The sequence below is a fragment of the uncultured Flavonifractor sp. genome, assembly GCF_944383115.1.
GTDB lineage: Bacteria > Bacillota > Clostridia > Oscillospirales > Oscillospiraceae > Flavonifractor.
Genome location: NZ_CALWOJ010000064.1, coordinates 1 through 12606, shown reverse-complemented (window position 1 = coordinate 12606; position 12606 = coordinate 1). Strand labels below are relative to the sequence as shown.

The 12606-nt window shown below is 61.9% G+C and carries 13 protein-coding genes; 8 read left to right on the top strand and 5 right to left on the bottom strand.

Going from position 1 to position 12606, the window contains the following annotated elements:
- Positions 1 to 98 precede the first annotated feature (98 nt).
- Positions 99 to 1490 (bottom strand): D-alanyl-D-alanine carboxypeptidase family protein, encoded by a 1392-nt coding sequence (locus tag Q0K43_RS07800; RefSeq protein WP_297289990.1) that lies wholly within the window; start codon positions 1488 to 1490, stop codon positions 99 to 101.
- A 99-nt stretch (positions 1491 to 1589) separates the two neighbouring features.
- Between Q0K43_RS07800 and Q0K43_RS07795 the strand changes: the two genes are divergently transcribed.
- The 8 genes from Q0K43_RS07795 (at position 1590) to Q0K43_RS07760 (ending at position 9350) form a co-directional block, all read left to right on the top strand.
- Positions 1590 to 2009: a ComEA family DNA-binding protein gene (locus tag Q0K43_RS07795; protein WP_297289989.1), complete on the top strand. Its 420-nt coding sequence runs from the start codon at positions 1590 to 1592 to the stop codon at positions 2007 to 2009.
- A 24-nt stretch (positions 2010 to 2033) separates the two neighbouring features.
- On the top strand, positions 2034 to 2720 hold the full coding sequence (locus Q0K43_RS07790; protein ID WP_297289988.1) for a response regulator transcription factor: 687 nt from the start codon (positions 2034 to 2036) through the stop codon (positions 2718 to 2720).
- On the top strand, positions 2713 to 4176 hold the full coding sequence (locus tag Q0K43_RS07785; RefSeq protein ID WP_297289987.1) for a sensor histidine kinase: 1464 nt from the start codon (positions 2713 to 2715) through the stop codon (positions 4174 to 4176). The genes Q0K43_RS07790 and Q0K43_RS07785 overlap by 8 nt, the downstream gene beginning before the upstream one ends.
- Positions 4173 to 5090 carry a GerMN domain-containing protein gene (locus Q0K43_RS07780; protein ID WP_297289986.1) on the top strand — a complete coding sequence of 306 codons (918 nt, stop codon included), beginning with the start codon at positions 4173 to 4175 and terminating at the stop codon, positions 5088 to 5090. Before Q0K43_RS07785 ends, Q0K43_RS07780 begins: the two co-directional genes overlap by 4 nt.
- A gap of 117 nt (positions 5091 to 5207) precedes the next feature.
- Positions 5208 to 6491, top strand: a complete 1284-nt coding sequence (locus tag Q0K43_RS07775; RefSeq protein ID WP_297289985.1) for an O-acetylhomoserine aminocarboxypropyltransferase/cysteine synthase family protein — start codon at positions 5208 to 5210, stop codon at positions 6489 to 6491.
- A 3-nt stretch (positions 6492 to 6494) separates the two neighbouring features.
- On the top strand, positions 6495 to 7052 hold the full coding sequence (locus Q0K43_RS07770) for a prolyl-tRNA synthetase associated domain-containing protein (protein WP_297289984.1): 558 nt from the start codon (positions 6495 to 6497) through the stop codon (positions 7050 to 7052).
- 12 nt (positions 7053 to 7064) lie between these two features.
- A complete protein-coding gene (locus Q0K43_RS07765) occupies positions 7065 to 8102 on the top strand; it encodes an alcohol dehydrogenase (protein WP_297289983.1) in 1038 nt (345 codons plus the stop codon).
- A 111-nt stretch (positions 8103 to 8213) separates the two neighbouring features.
- Positions 8214 to 9350 carry a zinc ribbon domain-containing protein gene (locus Q0K43_RS07760; protein WP_297289982.1) on the top strand — a complete coding sequence of 379 codons (1137 nt, stop codon included), beginning with the start codon at positions 8214 to 8216 and terminating at the stop codon, positions 9348 to 9350.
- Positions 9351 to 9416: 66 nt separating this feature from the next.
- Here the strand turns inward: Q0K43_RS07760 and recR are convergent, their stop codons facing one another.
- From recR to ilvA, 4 genes are all read right to left on the bottom strand, one after another.
- Complete coding sequence (recR, locus tag Q0K43_RS07755) at positions 9417 to 10019, bottom strand: recombination mediator RecR (protein ID WP_297289981.1); 603 nt, start codon at positions 10017 to 10019, stop codon at positions 9417 to 9419.
- Positions 10020 to 10037: 18 nt separating this feature from the next.
- Positions 10038 to 10505 (bottom strand): cupin domain-containing protein, encoded by a 468-nt coding sequence (locus Q0K43_RS07750; protein ID WP_297289980.1) that lies wholly within the window; start codon positions 10503 to 10505, stop codon positions 10038 to 10040.
- 2 nt (positions 10506 to 10507) lie between these two features.
- A complete protein-coding gene (rpe, locus tag Q0K43_RS07745) occupies positions 10508 to 11155 on the bottom strand; it encodes a ribulose-phosphate 3-epimerase (RefSeq protein ID WP_297289992.1) in 648 nt (215 codons plus the stop codon).
- Between the two features lie 272 nt (positions 11156 to 11427).
- Entirely contained in the window at positions 11428 to 12597 is a 1170-nt protein-coding gene (gene ilvA / locus Q0K43_RS07740; protein WP_297289991.1) for a threonine ammonia-lyase, read from the bottom strand.
- Positions 12598 to 12606: the final 9 nt, after the last annotated feature.

Sequence of the window (12606 nt, the reverse complement as noted above, 5' to 3'; positions counted from 1 at the left end):
CCCCTGATGTAGTACTTCCATTTTCCTACATCAGGGGGCGTTTTGTCTATTGTCCGCTTTTACTGGTTCAGTTCACACTGTGCAGCAGGCGGTTTTCGTTATCTTCTTCTGCGGCGTCCGCTGTAGCGGGAGCCGCCGCTATAGGAGTAGCCGCCCCGGTATCCACCCCGCCGGCCCCGGAAAAAGAGACGGCGGACGATGAAAAACAGGATGACCACCAGCAGGATCACCAGGATGATCTTCACCCACAGCTGGGAGAAGAACTTCTGGATGCGATCCACATAATACATGAGGGGATCTACCTCCACCCCAATGCTGGCCACCAGGGGGAGGGAGCCGTACTCCTTGTCATTAAAGGAGACGGTGATGGTACCCAGGATCTGGCCCTTTTCCACCGGCGCCTCCACCGAATCGGCGTTGCGGGTATAGGTATAGGTGAAGTCCTCGGCAGAGATATCGTTGGGCAGCAGAGCGGTGATCTCGCCCTGGGGTTCCAACGTTACATAGTTGGTGCCTTTGCCCAGTGTGACCTCGATCTCAGGAATGTCCCGCTTGGTGGAGTCCAATATGGTCTGGGTGGAGAAGTTTTTGAACCCCCAGTCAAACAGGCGGATGGTTTCGGAGAAGTCGGTGCGGCCCTTGCTGCCGGAGGTGCCCGGTTCCCGCTCGCAGCCCATGATCACCGAGATCAGGCTGCGGTCCTCCCGGGTGGCGGAGGCGGCCAGGCACAGCCCCGCTTCCGGGGTGGAGCCGGTCTTGATGCCGGTGGCATAGGAGTAGAGGTAGCCGGTCACGTTCCAGTTGGAGATGAGCGCGTTGGTAGAGTGGACGGTACGGGGTTCCTCGTGCAGGTTGGTGGCGGGCAGCTCATAATTTTTGGAAGAGACAATGGTGCGGAAGGTCTCGTGCTTCATGGCCTCCTGGCACATGAGGAAGATATCGTAAGCCGTGGTATAGTGATTATCGTCGTGATAGCCGTGGGTGTTGGCAAAGTGAGTGTCCGTCATACCCAGCTCGGCTGCCCGCTGGTTCATCAGCTCCACAAAGGAGGCCACATCCCCCGATACCGCTTCCGCCATGACGTTGCAGGCCTCGTTGGCGGAAGGAATCAGGGCGGCGTACAGCAGGTCGATGATCCGGATCTGCTCCCCCGCCTTGATGTCGGCGGTGGAGGCGTTGGCGCCGATCCCGGTATGGAGTCCGCTGCCAGCGGTGACGACCTGCTCCAGGGACAGTTCCCCGCGATCCACCGCCTCCAGGGTGAGCAGGCAGGTCATCACCTTGGTGATAGAGGCGGGATACATCTTTTCGTGGGCGTTCTTTTCGTAGAGAATTTCGCTGGTGTTGGGATCGGCCAGGATGGCGGCCTTGGCGTTGACGTCCATCTCGTCCAGGATGGCGCTGCCGCTGCTGGCAGTGGCAAAGGTGGTGAGCAGTCCCGTGGCCAGGACCAGGCAGAGCAGCAGTGAGAGTAGTCTTGATTTTTTCATAGGAAACTCCATTTGTGTATGATATAATATAAGAAACAGTTTTCTTTTTTATTATAGCAAACACCGGACCTGGAAGCAACGGGAAGGCGGTTACAAAAAATGAAGATATCCAAACTGGAGCTAATTTCCCTGATATTGGCTGCCGCTTTTGGCGCTTTTGCAGCAGGGTGGTTTCTTCGGGGCGCTTCCAGCGCCCAGCCGGTGCGGGTGGAGACGGAACATCTGCTGGCCCAGCCCACCGCTGTGGTGCTTCCGACGGCGCAGCCGTCGGCGACCCCCGACCCGTCGCCTGCCGTTACGGCGGAACAGACGCCGGCGCCTGACGGCAAAATTGATCTGAATACCGCCACGGCGGAGGAACTGATGACCCTGCCGGGGATCGGAGAAAAGCGGGCGGCCGACATCATTGCCGACCGGGAGGCCAACGGCCCCTTCCGGATGCCGGAGGATCTGGCCCGGGTGGACGGCATTGGGGAAGGCATTCTGGAGGGCCTTATCGATCTGGTAACGGTATCATAACGAGTGAGTAAAGGAGGAAGTGCCTTGAAAATATTGGTAGTGGATGACGAGAAGGTGCTGGTGAAGGGGATCAAATTCAATCTGGAGAGCGAAGGCTACCAGGTGGAGGCGGGATATGACGGCGAGGAGGCCGTGGAGCTGGCCCGGAGCGGCAGCTTTGATCTGATTATCCTGGATCTGATGATGCCCAAGATCGACGGGCTCCAGGCCTGCATGCGCATACGGGAGTTTTCCAACGTACCCATCATCATGCTCACCGCCCGCAGCGAGGATACCGACAAGATCATCGGGTTTGAGTGTGGGGCGGACGATTATATCACCAAGCCCTTCAATATCCTGGAGCTGAAAGCCCGGGTGCGGGCTCTGCTGCGCCGGGCGGGAATGGCTGCTCAGCAGAAGGGGGGCGGCGGCAAGCTGACCGTGGGCCATATCACCCTGGACCCGGATGCCCGGGCGGCCTGGAAGGATGGCCAGAGCGTGGATCTGACCGCCAAGGAGTTTGACCTGATGGAACTGCTTATGCGCAATCCCGGCCGGGTATACAGCCGGGAGAATCTGCTCAACGTGGTGTGGGGCTATGAGTATGCCGGCGACTACCGGACGGTGGACGTCCATGTCCGCCGCCTGCGGGAGAAGCTGGAACTGGACCCCGCCAACCCGGCCTACATCCTCACCAAATGGGGCGTGGGCTATTATCTGAAGCATGGATAAGCGGGAGGAGCAGGCCCGGCGGGTGCCGGTCTGGCGGTCTCTCCAGACCAAGTACGCCATCACCTATCTGGTCATTGTGGCGGCGGTGGTGGGGCTGCTCAACACCTATCCGGTCATGGTATCCCAGACCCTGGCCTACCAGTCCAAGCAGACCGCCCTGCAAAACCAGGCCTCGGTGCTGGCTTCCGCCCTGGCCACCGGGCCGGAGGCGCTGACCCAGGAGAGCGCCACCCGGACGGTCAGCCTGCTGCTGGGCAGCCTGGGGGTGACCCGGGTGGTGGTCACCGACCCCAGCGGTCTGGTACTGTGCGACTTTCAGGAAGGCAGCCAGCGAAGCGATACTGCGGGGCAGTACGCTATGATCTGGGAGATCGTTACCGCGCTGCGGGGCAACGACGTGTTTCGTTCGGAATATAAAAGCGGCGCGCTGCTCAGCCGGGCGGCGGTGCCGGTGACTTATCGCTCCATGACCCAGGGGGCGGTTTATCTCTATGAGTACGACGCCCAGCAGGGCGCGCTGCTCCAGGGAATCCAGACCAATCTGCGTACCATCTCTGTTGTGATCTGCCTGGTCACAGCCGCTATGGGCGTGGTATTCTCCAAGGCCCTTACCCGGCGGATCGCCCAGCTGCTGCGGGGTATTCACACGGTGCGCCAGGGCGAGTACAGCCACCGGGTCACCATGAGGGGTGGGGACGAGCTGAGCCGTCTGGCCGACGAGTTCAACGAGCTGACCGGGCGCCTCCAGACCACCGAGGAGGTGCGCCGGCGCTTTGTATCCGACGCCTCCCACGAACTGAAAACGCCCCTGGCCTCCATCCGCCTGCTGACCGATTCCATCCTCCAGGCGGATAACATGGACGGCGACACGGCCCGGGAGTTCCTCATCGACATCGGGGACGAGGCTGAGCGACTGACCCGGATCACGGAAAAGCTGCTCACCCTCACCCGTCTGGACACCGCCCGGGAGATCCATACCGCTCCGGTAGACGTGAAGACGGTGGTGGAGCGGGTGGAGCATATGCTCACACCCCTTGCCCGGGCGGCAGAAGTGAAGCTGGAGCTGTCGCTCCAAAGGGGATGTGTCATCCGCGCCACCGAGGACGACCTGTATCAGGTGGCGTTCAACCTGATGGAAAATGCAGTGAAATACAACCTGCCCGGCGGAACGGTGACCGTGACGTTGGAGCGGCAGGGGGATCAGGTGATCCTGCAGGTGGAGGACACCGGCGTAGGAATTCCGGAAGCAGATCTGCCCAAAATCTTCGACCGCTTTTACCGGGTGGACAAGGCCCGTTCCCGGGCGGCGGGCGGCACCGGCCTGGGCCTGTCCATTGTTCGGGACACGGTGCTGCAGCACGGCGGCACCGTGACCGCCCGTCGGCGGGAGCCGGAGGGCACCTGTTTTGAGGTGCGGTTCTCCGCCTGGACGGAGGAGGGAGGCGAGAAGCAGTGAACAAGCAAAAGATGTTGCTGCTGCTCTGCGCCGCCCTTCTGGCGGCAGGGGGGTGCGCCGCCCCGGAGCAAGCTGAGGGCGGCGGGCAGAGCTATCTGATCTACTATTCCGCTTTGAACGACCCGGAGGGGGAGTCGGCGGTGGCGGCGGAGGAGCGCGCCTTACCCCAGGGCCAGGAGACCATCCCGGGCCTGATGACGCTGCTGATGCAGCGGCCCCAGGGGGCGGATCTGGCCGCGCCTTTTCCCAGCGGCCTGAAGCTGCTGGATTGGACGCTGGAAGAGGGCCAGCTCCACCTGGATCTGTCGGAACAATATTACAGCTTGTCCGGGGTGGACTTGACGTTGGCGGATGCCTGCCTGACCCTTACGTTCTCCCAGTTGGAGGAAGTGGAGTCGGTCTATGTAACGGTGGAGGGGCACGAATTGCCCTATCGGACCATCCAACAGCTCACGGCCGGTGATATCCTGCTGGCCGGCGGCGCTGAGGAGCCTATGGCGCTGGGCGTGGAGCTGTGGTATCTCCGTCAGAACGGGCAGGCCCTGGGGATGGAACGGCGGCAGATCGTCAAGACCGTGGATCAGACGGTGGTGCAGGCCATCCTGGCCGCCTGGGCCGAGGGCCCGGAAGAAGATGGCCTGACGTCCTGCCTGCCGGAGGGGAGCCAGATCCTGTCTGTGGAACTGCGCAACGGCGTATGTACGGTGGATTTGTCCCCGGAATTTATCGAGGGGCTGCCCCAGGACGAAAAGACGGCCGCCCTGATGGTATACGCTATGGTGAATACGCTGTGCGGCGTGGACGGCGTGGAGGCGGTACAGCTCTATGTGGAAGGACAGCCGGCCCCCGCCGTGGGCAGCCTGCCGCTGGACCGGGCCCTGATCCCGGACCTGACCCTGGGGAGCGAGGGGTAAGTATTGACAACTGCCTCCCGGAGGTGTACCATACCAAATCATATTTTGACTTTAAAACACTACTGCGATACAGAGCCTGCCGGCTCTGATCCCCGCGAAGAAAGGAAGAATCAGCCCATGAGCCAGCGCCATATCAGTACCCAGTGCATTCATGCCGGATATACGCCGGGGAACGGAGAGCCCCGCAATATCCCCATCGTTCAGTCCACCACCTTCCGGTATGCCACGGGGGAGCAGATGGGAGCCCTCTTTGACCTGGAGGCCAGCGGCTATTTTTATACCCGCCTGCAAAATCCAACCAACGATCATGTGGCGGCCAAGATCTGCGCCCTGGAGGGCGGGACGGCGGCCATGCTCACCGCCTCCGGCCAGGCGGCGTCCTTCTATGCCATCTTCAACATCGTTTCCTGCGGGGAACATGTGGTGTGTTCTTCTTCCATCTACGGCGGTACTTACAACCTGTTTGCCGTCACCATGAAGCGGATGGGCATTGACTTCACCTTTGTGGACCCGGACTGCACCGAGGAGGAACTGAACGCCGCCTTCCGGCCGGAGACCCGGGCGGTGTTCGGCGAGACCATCGCCAACCCGGCCCTCACCGTGCTGGACATCGAGAAATTTGCCCGGGCCGCCCACGCCCACGGAGTACCTCTCATTGTGGACAATACCTTTGCCACACCGGTGAATTGCCGGCCCTTTGAATGGGGCGCCGATATCGTCACCCACTCCACCACCAAGTACATGGACGGCCACGCCAACGCGGTGGGCGGCGCCATTGTGGACTCCGGCAAGTTTGACTGGACCGCCCACGCCGACAAGTTCCCCGGCCTGACCACCCCCGACGAGAGCTATCACGGCATTACCTACACCCAGCGATTTGGCCTGGAGGGGGCCTATATCACCAAGGCCACTGCCCAGCTGATGCGGGACCTGGGCGCTATCCCCTCTCCCCAGAACTGCTATTATCTGAACATCGGCCTGGAGACCCTGCCTCTGCGGATGGCAAAGCACTGCGAAAACGGCCTGGCGGTGGCCAGATTCCTGAAGGACCACCCCAAGGTGGCCTGGGTGCGCTATCCCGGCCTGGAAGGAGATCCTTACTACGAGCGGGCCAGGAAGTATCTGCCGGACGGCACCTGCGGTGTGGTGTCTTTTGGGGTAAAGGGCGGCCGTGAGGCGGCCTCCAAATTCATGGCGGGGCTGGAGCTGGCCTCCATCGCCACCCATGTGGCCGACGCCAAAACCTGTACCCTCCATCCCGCCTCCACCACCCACCGCCAGATGACCGACGAGGAGCTGGTTGCCGCCGGCGTATCGCCCGATCTGGTGCGGCTCAGCGTGGGGATTGAGGATATCCGGGATATCCTGGAAGATGTGGAAAAAGCGTTGGGGCAGGTGTGAGTGATGCGGGTCGATCCAACGATATACAGCGGGCCGCCGGCGGAGGGGCGGGACCCCAAAGAGATGGCGGTGTACACCTTTCTGGACAAGCTGGGCATTCCCTACCAGCGGTGCGACCATGAATATGCCAATACGATGGAGGACTGCAAGGCGGTGGAGGGGGTGCTGGGCGTTCCCATCTGCAAGAACTTGCTGCTCACCAACCGGCAGCAGACCCAGTTTTATCTGCTGATGATGCCGGGGGACAAGCCCTTCAAGACCAAGGACCTGAGCGGACAGCTGGGGTGCGCCCGGTTATCCTTCGCCACAGCGGAGCATATGCTGGAGCTGTTGGGGGCGGCCCCCGGTTCGGCCAGCGCCTTTGAGCTGATACACGATGAAGAGGGCAGGGTGCAGCTGGTCATCGACCAGGAGCTGTTGAGGGAAGATTTCATCAGCGGACACCCCTGCTTCTCCACCTCCACCCTGAAGCTGTCCCGGTCTGATTTCATGGATCGCTTTCTGCCGGCGGCGGGGCACCGACCCATCCTTGTGGAGCTGCCCTGGCCGGAGGGGACATAAGGGGGAGAAGGTATGCTGGCCTATACTTATGTGGAGCGGGGGAAATTTGCCCTGCTGAACAAGCCGCGGCCCCAGCTGCTGGCGGACGGGGACGCCATCGTCCGGGTGACCCTGTCCAGCATCTGCACCAGCGATCTGCACATCAAGCACGGCTCGGTACCCCGGGCGGTACCTGGTGTCACCGTGGGCCATGAAATGGTAGGCGTAGTGGAGGAGGTGGGCGCCGGAGTCTCCACCGTCCGGCCGGGAGACCGGGTAAGTGTCAATGTGGAGACCTTCTGCGGACAGTGTTGGTTCTGCCGCCACGGTTGGGTAAACAACTGTACCGATCCCAACGGCGGCTGGGCTTTGGGCTGCCGGATCGACGGCGGCCAGGCGGAATATGTGCGGGTACCCTATGCCGACCAGGGGCTGGACAAAATCCCGGAGGGGGTCACCGACCGGCAGGCTCTCTTCGTAGGGGATATCCTGGCCACCGGCTACTGGGCTGCGGATATTTCCAACATCACGCAGGAAGATACCGTGCTGATCATCGGCGGCGGCCCCACCGGGCTGTGTACCCTCCAGTGCGTGCAGCTCCAGAACCCCCGGCGGATCATCCTGTGTGAGAAGGACCCTTTGCGCCGGGCTTTTGTAGAGGCCCATTATCCCGGCGTACTGACGGTGGGGCCGGAGGAGACCGAGCAATTTGTCCGGGCCAACAGTGACCACGGCGGCGCCGATGTGGTGCTGGAGGTGGCGGGAGGACCGGATACCTTCCGCCTTGCCTGGCAGTGCGCTCGGCCCAACGCGGTGGTGACGGTGGTGGCTCTGTACGATGAGGCCCAGAGCCTGCCCCTGCCGGAGATGTACGGCAAAAACCTGACCTTCAAGACCGGCGGGGTGGACGGCTGCAACTGTGCCCGTACGCTGGAGCTGATCGCCCAGGGAAAACTGGATACCACCGGGCTTATCACCCACACCTACCCCCTCAGCCGGATTGAAGAGGCTTACGAGCTGTTTGAACAGCGCCGGGACGGGGTGGTCAAGGTAGCGGTAACGGAAGGCTGACGCCCCAAGGGCTTGCGGGCAGCAGAGAAATATGGGTTTACAAATGTCGGAAAATGAAATAAAATAATGGCAGAGAGTTGTCCTAGAATGAGAGAGCAGGGAGGAAAGAATATGTATTGTGAACACTGCGGTACGCAGATCCCGGACGGCAGCATATTCTGCGTCGTCTGCGGGAAGCGGCAGTCGGGCAGCGTTGCGGCGCAGCCTGCCCAGCAGGAGACCGTCTGGAAAGCGCCTGAGGACACTGCGCCTGAAGGAAAGAAGGAAAGCGGAGTGAGCGATCTCTGGCAGCCCGCCGGCAGCAGCGAGCCTGCGCCGGAGGAGGCCACCGTCCAGGTATCCGAGAGCGAAGCCCAGGCCTTCTTCCAGCAGAATGTACAGAGCAGCCAGCCCAGCTGGCAGGCGGACTATCAGCAGAGCCAGCAGCAGAGCAGCCAGCCCAGCTGGCAGGCGGGCTATCAGCAGAGCCAGCAGCAGAGCAGCCAGCCCAGCTGGCAGGCAAGCTACCAGCAGAGCCAGCAGCAGAGCAGCCAGCCCAGCTGGCAGGCGGGCTATCAGCAGAGCCAGCAGCAGAGCAGCCAGCCCAGCTGGCAGGCAAGCTATCAGCAGAGCCAGCAGCAGAGCAGCCAGCCCAGTTGGCAGGCGGGCTACCAGCAGGACAACGCCCAGCAGAATTCCTACAACTCCCCCTATGTGGAGCATAAACAGCCGGTCTACCGCAACGGGCGGATTGACTACGGTTGTTCCATGAACTGGTATAAGTATCAGATTTATTTCAACCTGGTCCCTATGTCGCTGATTTATATGGCGCTGGGTGTTACCTTACTGGTAGTGGCCATGATGGAAGGCGTTATGGTAAGCGCGGTGGAAGGGTACTACTACAATTTCGGGTCTTTGCTGATGTCCCCGGAGAGGGCGCTTGGATTGCTCCTGCCTCTCTTTATCCCCTCGCCCCTGCTGATCGGCATCGTATGTGCCGCCTTCGGCGTAGCGGTACTGGTGTCCTGGGTCAAGATGATCCGCCTGAAATCGGGCGGATGGGTCATGTATCTGATTGTCACCAGCCTGCCCGCCGCATTTATGGTCATCAATCTGCTCATTGCCATCAGCACGCTGGGCAGGTATATTCCCGCGGGCTATATGATGAATGTGCTGGGCGTGCCGCTGGGTATCATTGCCTCCAATGTTGTGGTGATCATCCTGCAGATCGTTTACTTCAAGAAGCGGTCCTATCTGTTTATCAACTAAGCCCTGGTTCCGACAATATGTAAAACCCAGGCCCCGCGCCACTGGCGCGGGGCCTGGGTTTTTTCTTCACATCTCCCGACGGCCCTCCAAAGCCCGCATGAGGGTGGCGTCGTCGGCGTACTCCAGATGGCTGCCCACCGGGATGCCGTAAGCCAGCCGGGTTACCTTGACGCCGAAGGGACGCAGCAGCCGGGACAGGTACATGGCGGTGGCCTCTCCCTCGGTATCCGGGTTGGTGGCCATAATGACCTCGGCCACGCCGCCGGCGGCTACCCGGCCCACCAGTTCCTTGACCCGCAGTTCGTCGGGCCCCACATGGTTCATGGGGGAGATCACGCCGTGGAGGACGTGGTAGACCCCGGGATATTCCCGGGACCGCTCCATAGCGGCCACGTCCTTGGGGTCGGCCACCACGCAGATCACCGATGGGTCCCGCTTGGGGTCCTGGCAGATGGGGCACAGCCCGTCCCCCTGGGAAAAATTCTGACACACCGGACAGCAGTGGATGGCGGCCTTGGCCTCAGTAATGGCCTGAGCGAAGGCGGCGGCCTCCTCCTCCGGCAGGGAGAGTACAAAAAACGCAAGCCGCTGGGCGCTTTTCCGACCGATGCCGGGCAGGCGGGCAAACTGCTCCACCAGCTGTTCCAGGGCGGGGGGAAAATATTGCATAGATGAAAACATCCCTTCTTAGAGATCGGGTTCCCGGGCGGGGAGGGGGGAGCTTGCCCGGACGAGGGCGTCCACGTCCAGGGCCCGGCAGCGGGGATCCAGCCAGGGACAGACCACCCAGTCCACGTCGGGCAGGTCCTGGCCGTACTTTACCGTGTGGGCCACCGTGCCCGGCAGCATATAGGAGTTGTGGGGCACGTTCAGCGGGCAGAGGTAGAAGTCGCCGGCGCGGAGTACCCGATGCACAAGGAGCCCGTCGCGCTCCTCCACCACCAGCATGACGCCCTGCTGAATGACATTCAGCTCATGGACATACCGGTGGAGGTGGCTGTTCTGCCACCCGCTCTGGGCTCCAGCCTGGGTGCGGATGTAGGAGCTGCCGTCCGAGGCGCACAGGCGGAAGCGCAGCTCGCCGTTGTCCATCCGCTCATGACGGGTGGCAACGCCCAGTACCTGGGCCTGCTTGTCAGTGAGTGGTGTGGGCATACTCAGCCCTCCCGCAGGGCGGCGATGGCGGCGGCAGGATTGGCCGCGCCATAGACCGCGGAGCCTGCCACCAGGGTGTCCGCGCCGGCAGCAATCACTTTGCCGGCGGTTTTGGGACTAATGCCGCCGTCCACCTCCAGCCGGCAGGCGGGATTATACCGGTCGATCAGGGAACGTACCTGGCAGATGGTATCCAGCTGATGCTCCATAAAGGCCTGGCCGCCGAAGCCGGGTTCCACCGTCATGACCAGCACCATATCCAGCTCCTCCAGATAGGGCAGGATGGCGCTGGCGGCGGTAATGGGCCGCAGGGCCACCGCTTTTTTCACCCCTAACTGACCCATCAGTCGGAGCGCCTCGGCGATGCGGGTGGGGTGGTCGGCCTCCAGATGGACGCTCAGCAGGTCGGCGCCCGCCTTGGCAAAGGCCTCAATGTAGCGTACCGGCTTGTCGATCATCAGGTGGACGTCCAGAAACAGGTCGGTACACTTGCGCACCGACTGCACCACCGGCACGCCGATGGTGATATTGGGGACAAAGCAGCCGTCCATCACATCCACGTGGAGCCAGTCGGCGGTGGATACCCGCTTGATGTCCCGTTCCAGATTTGCAAAATCAGCGGAGAGGATAGAAGGGGCGATTTTAATCATCATTTACCACTCCATACAAGAAAAGTTCGGGCGATCCGGCCCGACAGCCCGTCCCGGCCGCTGGTTCGGGGCGGGGCAAAGGGGGCGGGGGGTACATAAGATACAACAAGCGGATGTCGCCCAGGGCCCCGCCGCTTCCCCTGTGCGCCCCACGGGCTGCCGGTCCCGGCGGTCCATGCCCTGGAACCGCGCGCCGCATATCATAGTGTCCGGGGGAGGCGACCTCCCCCGGACACAGCTGGTTCTACGGTGTCAGCCGCCGAAAGGCCCGCTCAGTTATAAAAGTCGTTGGTGTGGCACTCCCGGGCCTCATAGCCCGCGGCGCACATGGCGTCCAGAATGGCCCGCTTGTGGGTGTGGCCGAAGGCCTCCAGCGTGACCCGCAGTTCCACGCCGCTCTGGCGGTTGATGTTGATGAACTGGTTGTGTTCCAGTTTGATGATGTTGCCGTTGGCCTCGGCCACGATCTGGGCCACCCGCAGCAGTTCGCCGGGGCGGTCGGGCAGCTGCACGGAGAAGGTGAACACCCGGCCCCGGTTGATGAGGCCGTGCTGTACCAGGCTGGCCACCGTGATCACGTCCATATTGCCGCCAGAGAGGACAGGCACCACGTTTTTGCCCTTGCATTTGAGGTGGCTCAACGCTGCCATAGGCAGAAGACCGGCATTTTCCACGATCATCTTGTGCTTTTCCATCATATCCAGGAAAGCGTCCACCAGCTCGTCGTCGTTGATGGTGATGATATCGTCGATGTTCTGCTGGATGTAGGGGAAGATCAGATCGCCAGGCGTCTTGACCGCCACGCCGTCGGCAATGGTCTCCACCTTGTCCAGGGTGACCACATGTCTGGCGTCCAGGCTTGCCTTCATGGAGGCGGCCCCGGTTGGTTCCACGCCGATCACCGTAACGTTGGGATTGAGCAGCTTGGCCAGCGTGGACACGCCGGTGGCCAGTCCGCCGCCGCCGATGGGGACCAGAATCACGTCCACGTCGGGCAGGTCCTGGAAGATCTCATAGGAGATGGTACCCTGGCCGGTGGCGATGGCGGGGTCGTTGAAGGGGTGTACATAGGTCAATCCTTCTTCCGCCGACAACTGGGCGGCTAAATCGGCGGCGTCGTCGAAGGTCTCGCCGTGCAGGACTACCTTAGCGCCGTAATCCTTGGTGTTGTTCACCTTCACCAGGGGGGTAGTGGTGGGCATAACGATGGTGGCGGCCACGCCGGCCTGCTGGGCAGCGTAGGCCACGCCCTGGGCGTGGTTGCCGGCGGAGGCGGTGACCAGGCCCTTTGCCTTCTCCTCCTCGCTGAGGGTGCTGATTTTATAGTAGGCGCCCCGGATCTTGTAGGCGCCGGTGACCTGCATGTTTTCCGGCTTGATGTACACATGGTTGCCGGTGGCCTTGGAAAAGGCGGTGCTGTAGACCAAACTGGTGTTGCGGATGACCCCGGA